Origin of the sequence: Halobacillus ihumii (assembly GCF_902726645.1) — a bacterium.
GTDB classification, from domain to species: domain Bacteria; phylum Bacillota; class Bacilli; order Bacillales; family Halobacillaceae; genus Halobacillus_A; species Halobacillus_A ihumii.
In genome coordinates, this window is record NZ_CACVAO010000002.1 from 30,189 (window position 1) to 45,745 (window position 15,557).

The window sequence follows — 15,557 nt, forward strand, 5'->3', positions numbered from 1 at the left end:
CCTTCTGTGTTGATTATCTGTGGTTAAAGTTCATAAACCAATACAGAATGTTTTTGTATTCATCGGCACTTAATTTTCGTACAACTAAGTCGTAGTTCGAAAACGTATTTTCTAGTGATCGTTTCAATTCAGCCGTTTTCTCATCCAGATTTTTACTTGCCATTTCCAACGATTCTAGCGATTGATCTTTCATTTTCTCGCTGATGACAATAAGGTGTTCTTTTGTTGTCATTTCCGATGTGTCATTGAATCGCTCAAAATGTTCAATATAAGAAGCAATCAAGTTTTGCTTAACGGTGTCTCCTCGTTCTTCTGCTTCAATATACCGTTTTTTCCAAGCCAGAATGTACGGCACAAAATTGACAGGAACAGTCATATCCAATGTCTGTAAGGATGTATTCGTTGTATCTCCCGAAAAGTGACTGGTGAGAAACGCTGCATAATCATCAAATACATTTGCCTGTTCAACAGTATTGAAGAGTTCCATATTAATGCCTGTTGCGGACATGGCCGCAACTAAATGATTATTATTTAAAACGATGTATTCAAGATACTGCGCTTTAATTAAGGACATGTCTTGAATCGATTGTTGCACTTGGGTTTGCCTTTGCTGCTCTCTTTCATGCAAAGACATATCATAAGGCTTATTTTTACTCGCTTTGTTTTTCTGAAGAAACATTGCTTTTCATCCTTCATTCAAGAAAATGATTTCTCGGTTTTGTTTTGGTATAGAATAGCTTTTGACGATTCTTATAGTCTTGCTGATATTTCAGCCATTGCAGAAGTGTGATATTCATACGTTCTCGTATAGGTTTCATCAAGACAAGAGCGAATCCAATAGAGCCAACAATTAAACCTATAACCCCCCTGATAATTAACAACCAGAGTGGGTACGGGGGAATTAACACAATACCCACACCGATCAAAGCGAAAGGCAACACTTTAGTCACAAAGTTCTTTAAAGAAATACCTGTAATAATGTTGTAGTCTGATTCGACTTCTTCAGGAAAAATAAAAACTTTTTCTTGCGGTTCTTCCATACAAACACCTTCTTACGTAAAGAGATTGTAGACCCACGGAGCAACCCATATAATCGCAGCCCCTAAAGCAACTGCCCCCATCACTCGACCGATGGAACGAAACACTTCATCTTTCTCTTGTGGATTCTTCAACTTGTGCATACTCGTCACGATGATATAAAGACTGACGACTATGCCCACACTGACCACTAACCCTGTCAAAACGCCTTGAATCGTTAGTAAAGCACTATCTATCTTTTGTTCTATCATTCGTCATCCTCCTTAATCCGCCTGATTGAAAGTGTTGTTCTTTGTTCTTTTGTATTAGATTGGTAATCTTCCAACCTCTTACGGGTGTCTTCCTTCGTCAAAAGCTCGGTTAATTTGTTGAGTTTTCCTTCTTTGTTGATTACCTTCCTCGGTTTCAATCTCATGTATTTGTGACTGGTATCTTTCCAAAGCTTTATGTTGGTTGACTCCAAATAAATCAAACATACCTTCCAACATAGCATTTCCGGCAAATTGAACTTCGGATGCCCCTCGTTTCATCTTCAATACTTGTTCTGTCAAATCGGGCATAGAGACATTTTCCAGCGCTTTAACTTCTTTTAATGAGGCCCCATTGTTCAGCATGTGTCTTTCCAGTTTGTATTTACTGATATCGATTCCAGTTTCAGACCGATTTTGCATCACCTTTTTTCTAAGGGATGGCACCGGCTTGCCGTAAGTATGAGCCCAATGTTCCTTTTGGGTTTCCGGAAGTGACTGAAAGTCCTTATATAAAATGCCCTTTTCTCTCTTACGATCTGTGAGGATTTTCTCACCCATGAAGGTTTCAAATGACAGTTTTACCATGATATTCACCTCCAGTTATATCCAATTCGAGTCTATCACACAGCTTGATGATCCTCTATCGTTTTCACAAACAACCGATCGAGAACATCACTATCATAATTCTTCCAGAACGAACGAGGTGTCCCTGTAATGACATAAAGCCACTCAATAATGGTGCTACGTTCGCTTTGGCCCATTGATTTCTCTCCTTTCTTTTTTTGGTTTCATCCTTAATAACATCATATCAAGTATGAATTATTTTGTAAATAAAAAACAGCAAATTCTTACTGTTTTTTAAAGTCCCAAATCAATGCTGATTTGTGCCATTATTAAATTTAAATAATATCGCTCACTCATGTTCATTTCTTCAGCATTATCTTGGATTTGTTCTTTTACTTCTTCCCCAAATGTTAGATGTAAAAAATCTTTATTAGTTGTATGAAAAGATTTTACAGTTAATGTTTTGTTCATTACATAATGAGCGATCAGACTATTTAATGATATTGCATTTTCAGTACAATATTTCATAAGTTTATTTTTGATTGTTTTATCAATTGTTATTTGAACATTAGCTTTTGTTGCACTATAAATTGTTGCATCCTCTTTTAATATATCCTCCCCTAAAAACTCATGGGAATGTTTGTAGAAGTAATCACAGACTAATAAACCGAAAAACCTTCTTCTTGATAATCCAAAGTGATCGAGCTGATCTAATCGGTCTTTAAACTGTTGGTTTACGGTAATGTTTGTGGCATGAGTCAAACCATGAATATCCATCTTAATTTGATCTACTTTTTTTCTGGTAATCTCACCTTTTAATATATTAGATAAAGCAAGGGAAATTATATTTCGTTTGCTCGTCCCCATTCTTTTCGCTAAACGACTAATCACTTCATTTATTTCTTTATTTACAAGGACGCTGATTTGCAACTGCATGTCCTGCCCCCTAATTCTCTATTTTATTTGAAGGAAAGTTTTGTTATAATATTATTCAAAGACAATTCGTATCAAGGATATTTCATAAAATATGATACCATGTCTTAAATAGCAGAACAAACTGCCTATTTAGAAAATTCTACAAAAATAAAAAAACCCCTGCACTCAGTTTCATTTGGTTCTTGTTTGGCGACAGCACCAAATGAAACTCCCAAGAAAGCAGAAGGTTTTTATATAGCTATCATTTATATTCTTTGTTCATTGTATCAGAAATATTCATGAAAGTGAAGATAAAACCTCTGTTTTTTCCTTGTCACATTTTGGGCGTTATTAGCGCAGGGAACAAAAAATGGAGGTTTTTATAATGGAAAATCAAACAGCAATTTTAACAAAGCCAAAGAAACCAAGAGGAGAATTACGGTTACCGCAACTTCACTTTGTTGCAATGGACGATTGGGTTGACAAATTAGGAGAAAAATCATTTGTACTCTGGTTGAAATTATTAACCCATGCCGACCGTCGTGATCCAGAGAGAATCCAAGATATAGTACCTTATGATATTGAATCTTTAGCCAAAAAACACTTAGGAATGAGTAAGGCAAAATTTTACCGATTGATAAAACCCCTCTGGAATTATGGGCTTGTTGATCTCATTGAATATGAAGCATCAACAAGAAAAACTCAAAAACCTGTGAATGTCATTATATATGAATATCCTCAAAATGATTATGGGCTTGCTATTAAACCATTAGAAAAACTACGTGATTACGAAACAGACTATAAATCAAGTGGAACCAAGTTCGGCAAAAAAGGAGGACGTCCAAAAATAGAAAAGGACACAACTTCTAACCGTTTTAAAAATAAAACGGTAGGTAAATACCACTTAAACCGTTTCAAAAGTAAAACGGTAACCGTTTCAAAAGTAAAACGGTTGACCGTTTCAAAAATAAAACCCAATAATGTATCAAATGAATCTAGTAATGTATCAAATGAAAGTAATAATGTTTTAAATAATTCATCATCATCAATAGATAGAGATAACACCATACATAGAGAATCACCTAAAAAAAATATTGATGATGATGAGAACATAAAAAAACTAAATCTCTTATTCAATGAAAATAGTAGTTATCAATATCTCTATGATTACCTTGACAATAAGAAAGTTAACCATCGGGATATTGAAGACACCATTATTAAATGTTCCGAGCTTGAAATCACATCATTCACAAGGGCCGATCTTGATATACAATGGCAACGAGTTATAGAGCAACTTGACAAGGGAAGTATTACAGTTTTTAGTAAATTCTTTGCTAAGGGTCTTGCTATAATCAAAAAAAATAAGGGCATCAGAAAAAATCATCATGAACAAGTCCAACGGGATCAAGATGAAGATGTTGAAAGAAAACGAGCAAGACAGCAGTTAAGATCAACCCTTTATTATAACTGGTTAGAAGAATCCTAATAAGTCCGTAAGGAGAAAAATGTAATGGATAAATACTCTATTTTTAATTGTTTGGACTTAATAAGAAAAAATAGATACGTATTAAAAGAAACAAAAACTCCATCCCCTGAAGGTGATGTTATTATGTTGATAGACGATCAACTCAAGGTATATATATCTAACCAATTGGGAATAGAAGATGACTTAATGATTGGAAAAATGATAGATATTTATTTAGAAGATAAACCATTTAACTATGAAGGCTATAGTGTTTCTATAGATACAGATGGTTTCATTCAATTCTTAAAAGGTAATAGCAATAACCCTTTACAATAAATAGATAACTGAAGCTGTTGAAAAAGCAAATAATGAATTATTATGATCGGTTAAACAGGACGGGTGAACCATGCTTTCTAATATTGGAAGAAAAACACTGGTATCATCTATAATTGCGGTGTACACGGTCGATCCCCGTCCATAGGCGTGCTGTGCCTTGGACTGGACGTGATGAAAAGGATGTCTACCAGGTGCTAACTCTTCAGGAAACATAAATTTATTCAGTGGACAGAGGAGGCCCCTGAAAAGATTGAGTATTTACGTTCACCATGATTGACGCTTAAAACGCCCATATTTGCTATGTGTGGTGTTTTATGTCTAAATAAGGGTTATTTATAAGGGGAATTGTTTAAAAACGCCTATAAAGCCTAAAATGGCAATTTGCACCCTATCAATATTTATTGAGATGGGACGAAACTTCATTAATCCACCTTTGTGGAGGGATTTTATGATTCGAAAGAATAATGACTGAAGAAGAAAAGCAAAGTGAATTTGAACGATTGTGGCAGATAGAGGAAAAACAAAGCGAAATCCTGAAAAAACAAACAGGAAAAGGATTGTATGAAGAAGTTGATATTACCGACGACGGAAGGATTTAGAAGGCAACGATTAATCAGGCAGCACCTCTTCTAGCTATATTGTGAAATTAAGATACAAAAAGGTGATTAGTATGAATCAAGACATGGGAAGATATCTTGATGAAATGTATTATTTTCCCCCTTGTCATAAAAGTGCTAAAGAATGATAAAAAGCTTTTCCAAGAATTCAAAATGAGGAATGTCTACTTAGACAAAGTGGATTCGGTTATCGAATCCGTACAAACTGATCTCAACCATGTGAAACAACAAATGTATTCGGTTTATCATGTAGATATCAAACAGTTGAATCAAAAAGGTGAAGTATTACAATACAAATGGACTACAAGAGACCAGGACGGGATTATTGAGCTTTCGTCTAGCCAACTCCGGGAACATACAAAAAATATGCTGCAAGAATACTTCTATGGCTCCTTAGCAAAACCTTATAAACCAAAAGTTCGAACATGGGATGAATAACATGTTCTTAAGTATAGGAAATGTGTATATGTCCTGTTTTCGAGGTACACTAAACATAGAAGTAGCTAAATTAAGAAGGCCCACGGTGCTTTAACAACGCAGGTCACAACAGACCGAACTATCAAGAGGATAAGGCTTTAATGGTGTCCTTTTGCCATCACATAAGGGGGTCTGTTGTTAGTGCTATTGAACATGATATAGGCAAGCAGCCTTTCCCATTAAGGAAAGGCTGAAACAAACTACTCAAGGGCGGTTTAGGTCGTTCAGGTGTACAAAGTTGCTGTCCGTGGTATAATAAGCATAGAAACAACAAATAATCATAAAATAAAGAAAGACCGCAGGTGCTACTAACACCATACGGTCTAAATACAATATGATCAGTTCCCCTACAAGGGGGGACGGAGCAGTAAGGAACAGACCTCACCACGAGCCGCTAACTCAGAAGGTGGGGTCTATTTTTTATGGTTTATGATCGTAACAACAAGTGTTGCGAAGGCGATCATCAAAAATAGAACTTCAAAGGTTGTCAAAGGCTAACACCCCCTTTGCATCCGACATGTCCAAAAGACACGACAAACAGCAGGAATGCGCCGACCCCGACCTTGAGAAAAACCGAACCATTGTACATTAATTATAACATGTAACCATTGTTAAATGGGGCTTATACAATGATTTGTAGTTTTAATTTATAAAAAACATCTACATTTAAAATTAAATTTAATATTGTTATTAGTATTCATATTAGATTCGATTTCAGTACTAATATGAGTATTGATGTTAACACTTACATTAGTGCTAAATAATATACTTAACGGCCCCTTTGAAAACGGTCACTTCTACAGCCTCTCCGTTCTTTTCCGTTTCCAGAATGATTTCATACTGGAATACTTTCAGTAACTTCCCTTTCATCACTTTTCCATCAAGAAAACAAATCGAAATGTTTTCCCCTATTTTGTGGATATACCCGTACTTCTTCTTTTCGCTAGTTCCCATTACCTTATTTCCCCTTTCCTTTTGCTAAGTCGTTCTACTACGAGACACTTTTCTATACAAAGCAATGACAGCTCTGTTTTCTCTTTCCCATTCCTGATTTTTCAGCATTGGAATATTAAATGCTTGTTCCATTTCCGTCATGAGCGTGGCAAAACGACGATCCTTTTCTCCGGTTGATAAACCACATGTAATTGTTTCTTCATACCTTCTATTGAATGCTTTTAATGCTGCTCTTTTTTTAGTCATTCAGGTACCTCTCATCTATGACTTAAAAACGGATTTCAAGAACTCATTAACGAGGTTAGATCGTGCCCCTTTCCCGTGCTTCTTTCCGAATTTCTCAAATTCTTTTGCGATATCCTCATCGAGATGAATACTCACTTGCCGTTTCTTTACTGGCTTCTCTTTTCCTGTGACCGCAGAAACAATACTTTCTATGTTGTTAGTGTTAGAACTGGTTTCATTATTATCATTAGTATTAGTGTTAACACTTTCATTAGTTTTATTTTCAGTACTAGAATTAGACTTAGAGTTATTATTAGTACTGGATTTAAAACTTATATTAGAATTATCTTTGACGTTCTTATTGTTTTTAGATTCAGTGTTATTATCCGTTTCATTATTTGTATTAGTGTTAGTGTTCTTATTCTTATCAGTATTAGCGACTTTTCCAAATCCGGCCAACCCTTTTTTATTACTCATCCTCATTGATCTCCTTCCATAGTTCAAAATAGACATTTGCTTTTTGTATATTTTTACCCAGGGTAGCAGGTAAATTATCATACGCCACGGAACTTGCAAATCGGATGGTTGAAGGAATATACGTATCAAACATTTTCACGCCATTTTCTATGGCGTATCTGCGTGTTTCTTGCATGACTTCTTGGTGCAGTGTTGTTTGGTAATTCACCATTGTTGCAAACACACCGAGCAAGTTTAGGTCAGGATTATATTGCTCTTTAAAATCTTCAATGGTTTGCAGCACTTTTATTAACGATCTCATTGAGTATGATTCTGGATTGTAAGGAATCAACACTTCATCAGCAAATGTAAAGGCGTTGCCGACCATCAGGGACAAAGAAGGTGGCGTATCTATAAAAATATAATCGTACTCATTTTTTAATTTAGCACATGTCTTTTTCATGATGGTAAATGGTTCAGGGTATTGATCTCTGTCTCCGATCACTCCGAAGTCAAATCCTACTAAATCATCATTAGCAGGTAAAATATCAATATAATCATGCGCCTTTACAATGACTTCTTTAGGGTCCGTTTCTTCAAGCAATACATTGTATAATCCCTGTTCAAAATCATTATCTGGATTAAAGCCGAAGGTTAGTGCAACATTCGACTGATTGTCCGCATCAATGATGAGGACTTTCTTTTTTTCGGTAGCTAAAACTCCTGCCAAATTCGTTGCTGTTGTCGTTTTCAACGAACCGCCTTTGTTGTTATTAATACAAATAACAGTACCCAAATTAATACCACCTCTCAAATTATATTTAATGTTGTTACTTATTATTATACTTTGACTAACTCTAAAGTCAACACTTACATAAGTACTTTTATTGAATCTAACCATAAAATTAAAATTAATACTAAATCTAATCATAATTGTGATTTTAAATTTATTTCTAAATCTTATTGGAGTGAAGAATAAGTTTATAGGGGTCACCCAAAGGGTCTACTACCAGTTTCTAAGATAGCCAAGTACGCTATCTAACAAATTGGTGTATCTCGCTTCCCTCTAAAATCGTCGATAACAACGGGCTGTAGCAAAGGGGTAGGTCGTGAAGCAAAAACAGTCCGATAAGTTCCTGTCGATTTCTTAACGGGTGAACGATGACAAAACCATCAAGACCGTTCAAAAGGGATAGCAGGCTACGCCTGCTTTTTATTATGGTTATTTTTCCTTTTGCACTCCGAATCGTACAACGCCCTAAATCTTCTAACCTTCCAATGGGGCAGGTACCGTATGCCTTTCCCCATTGGAAGCTAAGAAGATTATGAAACCATCAATAAACTTTCACGGCATAGCCTTCGCTTTCGCTACGGTATTCCATGTTTTATTGACAGTTTCATATAGGGGTTGTGAGATTCTCCATAGCAAAAGGGAAAAATAATCCCCTTTAGGGGACTTACTCCGTTTCGGAGTTACAAAAATCAAAAATAATTTCAAAGGAGCGAAAAGCAAATGATAGTAAATTTCAATAGTGCCAAAGCAGACAAAGGAAAATATTTTGTTCATACCAAAAAAGGGGGAAGTCGCAATGCTGAAAGGATAGAAGGTAAATCTGCATGGTGTGTGCAGTATGAACAAACCGATGGAAACAAAGTTCCCTTGTCTTGGGTAGGAAAAGGTCTGGTTGTTGAAATAGAAAAGAAAGGTGGTGAACGGTAATGAGTAAAAAAATCTATGAAATGATTACGAATCAGATCATAAAGAAGTTGGAGGAAGGGACAGTCCCTTGGAAAAAACCTTTTAAAAATGGTGTAGCTATTAATTGGAAAACACAAAATCCATATCGCGGCATTAATACCATGCTTTTAGAGGGTGGAGAGTACGCCACATTTAAACAAATAAAAGAGAGTGGGGGAAAGGTTAAAAAGGGAGAGAAAAGCCAAATCGTTGTTTTTTGGAAGTGGTTAGAGGTTGAGGATGAAGAAACAGAAAAAGAAAAAAAGATCCCATTTTTACGTTATTATCGGGTCTTTGAAATTAATACACAAGTTGAAGGGTTAGAAAGTAAACGAGACACAGAAAGTTACAATCATAATCCCATCGAAGAAGCTGAAAAAATTAAACGGGAATATGTAAATGCGCCGTCCTTTAGTTTTATATCTGGTGCCGCATATTACAAGCCTTTCGAAGATAAAGTTAATGTCCCACCTATAAAAGATTTCGAGGATGTAAACAAGTATTATAGTACGCTGTTTCATGAACTTATTCACTCAACTGGACACAAAGAAAGATTAAGCAGGGAAGGTATCACAGGGACTATAAAATTCGGGAGTGAAAACTACAGCAAAGAAGAATTAATTGCAGAGCTTGGGGCTTCCATGTTGTGTGGAGTAACGGGAATAGAAAATACAACAATTGATAACAGCGCATCGTATATTCAATCATGGTTGCGAGCATTAAAGAATGATAAAACATTAATTATAAGGGCGTCTCAACAAGCGCAAAAAGCCAGTGACTACATTCAGGGCCTAACATTTAAATATTAAAAATTCCCCTTCATGGTGATTCCTTTGAGGGGAATAAAGGAGATTGAAGAAGATGAAATATAAAACGAACAAAACAGTAACAATAAATACTTACAAAGGAAGTTTTGAAGTCTCTGAAAATTGGTTGAAACAAAACACTGAAGGAATGAATATAAGTGAATTTCTAAGTAGCTATACTTGGGATGATGGAGAAAGGTTATACAATAAATTGTTAGAGGAAATTGAATGATAAACGCTGTTTACCCGGTTTCGATTCTGACCGGGTAAACTGTTACGCATGGATGAAAAACTAAGGTTTTTCTTTGGTTTAAAAAGCAGGCATCGAGCCTGCTTATTGGTTGCTGAAGCAACCATGAAAACAAGGAAAAAACACTGACGAGTTTTCACTATTCAATTCAAATTATGACTCCATGATGTAAGATTTATAGATTAACATTAGAGGGATGATATTTGTTGGGTTTATTTTGATTGACGTATTGAGAAAACATTTTAAGTAATGCCTCTGTATCTTCAATGGATAAATGTTCACATTCAAAATACTTTTCAAGTAAAGCACCTTTTTGGATAATTCTTCTGGTTCGTTCTCTACGTTCTTTTGATTCGACCTTTTGACGATCACGACTGATTTCAAGTTCCAATTCATTAATTTTTGCTTGGATTCGATCAATCTTATTCATGAATAATTACCTTAATATTGTTTTGCGTATTGATCTGAAGATGATGTTTCTAAATTTGAATTTTGTTCGTCAAATTGATCTTTAAGGTAACTAATTAGTTCAATTGCTTTTTTTTCATCTTCATAATCTAGGTTAAATGTTTTTAAAAATTGTTTACCAATTTTATTTTCAAACTTCAGTTTTTCTTCTTTGATTTGTTTTTGAAGTTCTTCGATTTTCTCTTGCTTACTTTTAATTCTATTTGCCATCAGTTAATCGCTCCTTTGGGGTTTTATTTTATTGTGGCATAATTCAAATAATATTGCAATAATTTTCCCTGTTTGCTATAATGTTCCCAAGTTCAATGAACGAAGGGCGCACTTATGCACCGTTTTTAACGGTGCGCCAGTACCTGTCAAACTAACGTTTGAGAAGGATAACGCCCTCAAATGATATGTGGTAAAATTCGCTTCGCTCATGTTGAAAAAGAAAGGAGGATGTATGTTATGGCTATTTATCATTTTTCAGGTCAAATGATTTCAAGAGGTAAGGGACAATCTGCAACGGCTGCGGCTGCTTATCGTTCTGGTGATAAATTACATAGTGAAAGATACAATAAAACCAATGAATACAAACGTATAGTACAACCTGAATCATTTATGATGAAGCCTAAACATGCACCTGAATGGGCAAACAACAGAGAGCAATTATGGAATGAAGTTGAAAAAGTTGAAAATCAAAAAAATGCCCAATTAGCAAGAGAGTTCAACGTGGCATTACCTGTTGAATTAAGCAATGAAGAACAGACTAAGTTAGCAAAGAAATTTGTCCAAGAAGTATTTGTCGATGAGGGTATGGTTGCCGATCTATCCATTCATCGTGACGATGTAAATAATCCGCATTTTCATGTCATGCTGACTACAAGAGGGTTTAAAGAAAATGGAGAATGGGATGCTAAAGCATCGAAAGTTAAATTAGAAAATGGCAAACAAAAACGAATCAATAAAAACAATTGGGGCGACCGTGATACTTTTAGAAAGTGGCGTAAACAATGGGCAGATTATGCCAATCAATCGTTAGATCAAAACGATATCAACGAAACAATAACTCATCGTTCTCATGAGTCTCTTAATAAAGAAACTGTTCCAACGATTCATGAAGGATATCAAGCACGTAAAATGGGTGATGAATCAGATCGTGTAGCCGTTAATAAACAAGTGAAAAGACATAATGACAAAGTACAGTTGTTAAATGAATATAAACAGGAAAAACAAAAACTCGAAAAATCCGAACAACTTTCCCGTTCCTTTTCTCCGAAAGAGAAAAAGGAAATTTCTAAATCTGCAAAGTCATTAAAAATGTTTGTTTCTTTTAGAAATATTAATGAAAAAGAAAAGATGCTAGCCAGATGGAAACATTCAACTTTGACGAAAAATGGGCAAAGTGATAATCGTGAAACACTGCAAAAAATTAAAAGCATTAAAGATAAGTTAGAAGTGGTTGATAACATTTTAAACAAAGAAGCAAACCGTTTCATCGAAAAACATTATCCTGCATTATCAAAAGAGATGTACAATGATTTTTCTGCGAAATATTTAGTTGATGTATCAGTGAAGGAAAATAAAATTTTTGACCAAGATGAAACGATGAAGATTTTAAAAGAGGGTCAACAAGAAGAAGTCAATCACGAGTTATCTAAACTGGTTCAAAATCGTCATTATTCTTATGAAACTTTAATTACAAGAAAAGATCAGTTGACCAATCAATTTGAAGCTTTACTTCTTAAATACAGAGTCGATTTTAATAAGCCTAGAACATTCGAAAGGCTTACACCAGAAGTACAAAATGACATCCGATCAACACATGAAACGCTACAATCAACGAAGCATGCTGTTAACTTTTTAGAAACGTATTATAACGACCAAATCACTCGGATGTATGACCAAGATGTTAGCAAGCAAATGACCATCAATGAAAAGGAATTAGTTGTCGGCTACAATGAGTATTTTAATAAGACCGTGCCATTGAATGGTGAAGGTCATCCTAGCGAGATATTCAAGTTTAGCACCGATGAAAAAGCACAAATCATTGACTTGCTTCATGATTATCAAAACGGTCATCTAAACACGGAAGCTGACACTGAAACAAGGTTCGCTGACATCCTTTCCGGCAGTGCATCCATTCAGCATTATTTTATTGCTGAATGTTTGGAAACAAAAGATTTTGATGCGGATACGAAGTCGAAATTAGAGGATATTTTATCTTCTTATGAAGGTAAACATCAAGACTATATTTCCTTTAATGATACAAGGCAAATGACTTCATTATCTAGCATGGTTCAGGCAACTCAAAACATTGTGGAGAACAGTTTAAAGCAAGCTGATTATGATGAACGAGAAAAACTGCAAGAAATGAATCGTCTGCAAAGTCAACGTAAGCGTAAAGGGTTACGATAACTTTTTAAACAAGGAGATTGATTTAAAGTGGGATACGTATTAATCCTCGCAGAAAAACCGAGTCAGGCTAAGGCTTATGCAGATGCTTTCCAACACACGAGCAAAAAAGACGGGTATATTGAAGTGAATGATCGCCGTTACTTTAATAACAAAGCTGTGATTACATGGGGGTTCGGTCATCTTGTTTCTTTAAAGATGCCTGGTGCTTATAAAAAGGAGTGGGAAAGATGGAGTTTAGAGCATCTTCCCATTCTTCCAGACCATTACAAATTTGAGGTGCCCAAAGATAAGAAAAAACAATTCAATATTGTGAAGGGCTTACTACAGAAAGCAAGTGAAATTGTCGTGGCTACTGATGCTGATCGTGAAGGGGAAAATATTGCTCGCAGTATTATTCGGAAGGCCGGAGCTGAAAATAAACCTACAAAACGGTTATGGATTAATTCGTTAGAGGTGAGGAAATTCAAAAAGGATTTCAAACCCTTCATTATGGAAACAAGTATTTGCCTATCTATGAAGAAGCTCAAGCTCGACAAATTGGTGAATGGATCGTGGGTATGAATGCTTCCCCTTTATATTCATTACTGTTACAGAAAAAGGGTATTCGGGAAACCTTCAGTTTGGGAAGGGTTCAGACACCAACGTTATATTTGATCTACACTCGACAACAGGAAATACATCATTTCAAGCCGGAACCGTTTTATGAACTTTTCGCGAATATCAAAGTTAAAAACGGTACCTTCCAAGCAAAATATAAAGATCGTTTTTCCAAAAAAGATGACCTAATAAATTTCATGAAAGATCAAGGTTTACAATCCGAAGAAAACACCACGATTACAAAGCTCACCAAAGAATCTAAGAAAACCAAATCCCCTAAATTGCACAGTCTTTCCACCTTGCAGACAAAGGCAAATAAAAAGTGGAAATACAGTCCAACGGACGTATTGAAAATCATGCAAAACCTTTACGAAAAAAAGCTGTTAACGTATCATGCCATTATTCCAACAAAGACGATTCCCAAAACGCAAACCATTGATGGACTCAATGAAAAAGAAAAGAATATTTACTTTGAAGTTCTTCTTAATACATTGGCCATGTTTGCACCGGACTACCTTTATGAAGAGACAAAGGCTGAAGTTGATGTAAAAGGGGTCGTTTTCCATGCAAAAGGTAAAGTCGAAAAAGACAGAGGATGGAAAGCGTTGTTTGCCAATGAACAAAGCAAAAATGTTGATCGGGAGCAGGAGACAAAGTTACCACCATTAACGGAAGGTGAGAGCGCACTTGTTAAACCTGAAATTAAGGATGGTATGACGCAGCCCCCAAAACCATATACGGAAGGTCAGCTCATTAATATGATGAAAACCTGCGGTAAAGCGATTGACGATAGTGAATCACAGCAAATTTTAAAGGATATTGAAGGACTCGGCACCGAAGCAACCAGGGCGAATATCATTGAAACCTTGAAAAAACAGGAGTATATCAGCGTTAAGAAAAATAAAGTAAAGGTCACAAAGAAAGGTGAAATCCTCTGTCAGTCGGTAGAAGGGACACTTTTATCAAAAGCTGAAATGACAGCCAAATGGGAGCAGTTTTTGCGGCTGATCGGTGAGGGGCAAAAAACGAAAGAGGGCTTCCTAAAAAACATCGATAAATTCATCCATGAATTAATTAATAAAACGCCTGAAGCGTTGGATGCAACAACCATTGAACAGAGGATTGAAGAATCGAAGGAAGAAAGTAGTCTCGGGAAATGCCCGTCTTGTCGAAAAGGGAATATAGTTGATAAACGTAAATTTTTCGGTTGCACAGAATATAAAAACGACTGCCGTTTCACATTTCCGAAAAAGATAGCAAGCAAAAATATATCTGAAGCTAACATTAGAAAGTTATTGGCTAAAGGGAAGACCAATCTCATCAAGGGATTTGCAAGCAAAAAGGGAAAGTCCTTTGATGCCTATCTCATATGGGAGGATGCAGCAGCCGGAAAAATCAATTTTGAGTTTGATAATAAAAAGTCAGGACGAAAGAAAAAATATACAGTTTCCTGATTGGAAGAGGTGATTATTTTGGAGTGGCAGAGGTGCCCCAGATGCAATAGTCGTAGAGTAGGTGAGCGCGGTTCCTTAGGTTGTTTTGGATCCATTTTCATAGTAGGTATATCTATTGGAGTAGCATATATCTCAACATTTTATATATTCGATATTCTTAGCGTATTGATTTTCGCGGTAATACTAACTACTTTAATCTGGTTAAGAGACAAAATGTTTCTTCACCTTTATTGTAAGGACTGCGAACTAGTTTTTTCGCCGTCCAAAAAAGATGTGTCCTAAAGGGGTACGTAGATTGAGGGGATACTTTGGAAAATATAGCAAATCTACCACTTTAGTTGAAAAATTCATATGTGAGACTGAATGGTTTTTTCCATTCGGTCTTTTTTATTGTTCAATTAGAGTACACCCTGCATAAACAAAATAAAACCCTGTAATGTCAAGGTTTAAAATGTTCATTCAGAGTTGTTCAGTCATCCCGTAAATCTTTTTATGTTTTATAAGTAGTTCAGTGAAAAAAGTTCCTACCGTAAGGCCATTGAGTAATCG

The 15,557-nt window shown here is 35.7% G+C and carries 23 protein-coding genes; 10 read left to right on the plus strand and 13 right to left on the minus strand.

From position 1 onward, the window contains the following. Nucleotides 1-13: 13 nt before the first annotated feature. The 6 genes from trsD to G6R08_RS21400 all read right to left on the minus strand — a co-directional run bounded on the left by trsD (nucleotide 14) and on the right by G6R08_RS21400 (nucleotide 2,789). Nucleotides 14-679, minus strand: a complete 666-nt coding sequence (trsD, locus tag G6R08_RS21375) for a TrsD/TraD family conjugative transfer protein (protein WP_079524948.1) — start codon at nucleotides 677-679, stop codon at nucleotides 14-16. Nucleotides 680-692: 13 nt separating this feature from the next. Continuing rightward, complete coding sequence (locus G6R08_RS21380; protein ID WP_079524950.1) at nucleotides 693-1,040, minus strand: hypothetical protein; 348 nt, start codon at nucleotides 1,038-1,040, stop codon at nucleotides 693-695. 12 nt (nucleotides 1,041-1,052) lie between these two features. Continuing rightward, nucleotides 1,053-1,289, minus strand: a complete 237-nt coding sequence (locus tag G6R08_RS21385) for a CagC family type IV secretion system protein (RefSeq protein ID WP_079524952.1) — start codon at nucleotides 1,287-1,289, stop codon at nucleotides 1,053-1,055. A gap of 78 nt (nucleotides 1,290-1,367) precedes the next feature. Further along, on the minus strand, nucleotides 1,368-1,874 hold the full coding sequence (locus tag G6R08_RS21390) for a hypothetical protein (RefSeq protein ID WP_079524954.1): 507 nt from the start codon (nucleotides 1,872-1,874) through the stop codon (nucleotides 1,368-1,370). A 35-nt stretch (nucleotides 1,875-1,909) separates the two neighbouring features. Then, nucleotides 1,910-2,050 carry a hypothetical protein gene (locus G6R08_RS21395; protein WP_163531423.1) on the minus strand — a complete coding sequence of 47 codons (141 nt, stop codon included), beginning with the start codon at nucleotides 2,048-2,050 and terminating at the stop codon, nucleotides 1,910-1,912. A 97-nt stretch (nucleotides 2,051-2,147) separates the two neighbouring features. Then, entirely contained in the window at nucleotides 2,148-2,789 is a 642-nt protein-coding gene (locus G6R08_RS21400) for a hypothetical protein (RefSeq protein WP_079524956.1), read from the minus strand. Between the two features lie 364 nt (nucleotides 2,790-3,153). Here G6R08_RS21400 and G6R08_RS21405 point away from each other — a divergent pair, with 364 nt between their 5' ends. The 4 genes from G6R08_RS21405 to G6R08_RS21415 all read left to right on the plus strand — a co-directional run bounded on the left by G6R08_RS21405 (nucleotide 3,154) and on the right by G6R08_RS21415 (nucleotide 5,624). Then, nucleotides 3,154-4,254 carry a hypothetical protein gene (locus tag G6R08_RS21405; protein WP_079524958.1) on the plus strand — a complete coding sequence of 367 codons (1,101 nt, stop codon included), beginning with the start codon at nucleotides 3,154-3,156 and terminating at the stop codon, nucleotides 4,252-4,254. Between the two features lie 24 nt (nucleotides 4,255-4,278). Further along, nucleotides 4,279-4,569, plus strand: coding sequence for a hypothetical protein (locus tag G6R08_RS21410; protein ID WP_079524959.1), 291 nt, complete (start codon nucleotides 4,279-4,281; stop codon nucleotides 4,567-4,569). A 464-nt stretch (nucleotides 4,570-5,033) separates the two neighbouring features. Further along, the gene (locus G6R08_RS22325; RefSeq protein WP_275897963.1) at nucleotides 5,034-5,168 is read left to right on the plus strand and encodes a hypothetical protein; all 135 of its coding nucleotides are present in this window, start codon (nucleotides 5,034-5,036) and stop codon (nucleotides 5,166-5,168) included. A 99-nt stretch (nucleotides 5,169-5,267) separates the two neighbouring features. Further along, the gene (locus G6R08_RS21415; RefSeq protein ID WP_079524961.1) at nucleotides 5,268-5,624 is read left to right on the plus strand and encodes a YhjD family protein; all 357 of its coding nucleotides are present in this window, start codon (nucleotides 5,268-5,270) and stop codon (nucleotides 5,622-5,624) included. Between the two features lie 452 nt (nucleotides 5,625-6,076). Here G6R08_RS21415 and G6R08_RS22555 read toward each other — a convergent pair whose 3' ends face one another. The 5 genes from G6R08_RS22555 to G6R08_RS21435 all read right to left on the minus strand — a co-directional run bounded on the left by G6R08_RS22555 (nucleotide 6,077) and on the right by G6R08_RS21435 (nucleotide 8,094). After that, complete coding sequence (locus tag G6R08_RS22555) at nucleotides 6,077-6,154, minus strand: putative holin-like toxin (protein WP_420810429.1); 78 nt, start codon at nucleotides 6,152-6,154, stop codon at nucleotides 6,077-6,079. A gap of 265 nt (nucleotides 6,155-6,419) precedes the next feature. Next, the gene (locus G6R08_RS21420) at nucleotides 6,420-6,617 is read right to left on the minus strand and encodes a hypothetical protein (protein WP_079524963.1); all 198 of its coding nucleotides are present in this window, start codon (nucleotides 6,615-6,617) and stop codon (nucleotides 6,420-6,422) included. 24 nt (nucleotides 6,618-6,641) lie between these two features. Then, nucleotides 6,642-6,863, minus strand: a complete 222-nt coding sequence (locus tag G6R08_RS21425) for a hypothetical protein (protein ID WP_079524965.1) — start codon at nucleotides 6,861-6,863, stop codon at nucleotides 6,642-6,644. A 15-nt stretch (nucleotides 6,864-6,878) separates the two neighbouring features. Then, the gene (locus tag G6R08_RS21430; protein WP_079524967.1) at nucleotides 6,879-7,319 is read right to left on the minus strand and encodes a hypothetical protein; all 441 of its coding nucleotides are present in this window, start codon (nucleotides 7,317-7,319) and stop codon (nucleotides 6,879-6,881) included. Then, nucleotides 7,312-8,094, minus strand: coding sequence for a ParA family protein (locus G6R08_RS21435; protein WP_139377028.1), 783 nt, complete (start codon nucleotides 8,092-8,094; stop codon nucleotides 7,312-7,314). The genes G6R08_RS21430 and G6R08_RS21435 overlap by 8 nt, the downstream gene beginning before the upstream one ends. A 717-nt stretch (nucleotides 8,095-8,811) precedes the next feature. Between G6R08_RS21435 and G6R08_RS21440 the strand changes: the two genes are divergently transcribed. The 3 genes from G6R08_RS21440 to G6R08_RS21450 are packed head-to-tail and all read left to right on the plus strand — an operon-like array spanning nucleotide 8,812 to nucleotide 10,074. Beyond that, on the plus strand, nucleotides 8,812-9,018 hold the full coding sequence (locus G6R08_RS21440; RefSeq protein ID WP_079524971.1) for a hypothetical protein: 207 nt from the start codon (nucleotides 8,812-8,814) through the stop codon (nucleotides 9,016-9,018). Continuing rightward, complete coding sequence (locus G6R08_RS21445) at nucleotides 9,018-9,845, plus strand: ArdC family protein (protein ID WP_079524973.1); 828 nt, start codon at nucleotides 9,018-9,020, stop codon at nucleotides 9,843-9,845. Before G6R08_RS21440 ends, G6R08_RS21445 begins: the two co-directional genes overlap by 1 nt. Before the next feature lie 52 nt (nucleotides 9,846-9,897). Continuing rightward, nucleotides 9,898-10,074 carry a hypothetical protein gene (locus G6R08_RS21450; RefSeq protein WP_163531424.1) on the plus strand — a complete coding sequence of 59 codons (177 nt, stop codon included), beginning with the start codon at nucleotides 9,898-9,900 and terminating at the stop codon, nucleotides 10,072-10,074. A gap of 193 nt (nucleotides 10,075-10,267) precedes the next feature. On the opposite strand, the gene G6R08_RS21455 is transcribed toward G6R08_RS21450, so the two are convergent. Together G6R08_RS21455 and G6R08_RS21460 are read right to left on the minus strand one after the other, a co-directional pair. Continuing rightward, complete coding sequence (locus G6R08_RS21455; protein WP_079524975.1) at nucleotides 10,268-10,522, minus strand: hypothetical protein; 255 nt, start codon at nucleotides 10,520-10,522, stop codon at nucleotides 10,268-10,270. 11 nt (nucleotides 10,523-10,533) lie between these two features. After that, complete coding sequence (locus tag G6R08_RS21460) at nucleotides 10,534-10,770, minus strand: hypothetical protein (protein ID WP_079524976.1); 237 nt, start codon at nucleotides 10,768-10,770, stop codon at nucleotides 10,534-10,536. A gap of 237 nt (nucleotides 10,771-11,007) precedes the next feature. On the opposite strand from G6R08_RS21460, the gene mobQ reads away from it, so the two are divergent. From mobQ to G6R08_RS21470, 3 genes are read left to right on the plus strand one after another with little or no spacing between them, the layout of a single operon-like run. Continuing rightward, a complete protein-coding gene (gene mobQ, locus G6R08_RS21465; RefSeq protein ID WP_163531425.1) occupies nucleotides 11,008-12,957 on the plus strand; it encodes a MobQ family relaxase in 1,950 nt (649 codons plus the stop codon). A 27-nt stretch (nucleotides 12,958-12,984) separates the two neighbouring features. Beyond that, on the plus strand, nucleotides 12,985-13,518 hold the full coding sequence (locus G6R08_RS22400; RefSeq protein ID WP_338035456.1) for a toprim domain-containing protein: 534 nt from the start codon (nucleotides 12,985-12,987) through the stop codon (nucleotides 13,516-13,518). Beyond that, entirely contained in the window at nucleotides 13,461-15,008 is a 1,548-nt protein-coding gene (locus G6R08_RS21470; RefSeq protein ID WP_338035457.1) for a type IA DNA topoisomerase, read from the plus strand. The genes G6R08_RS22400 and G6R08_RS21470 overlap by 58 nt, the downstream gene beginning before the upstream one ends. The last annotated feature ends 549 nt before the right edge of the window (nucleotides 15,009-15,557 follow it).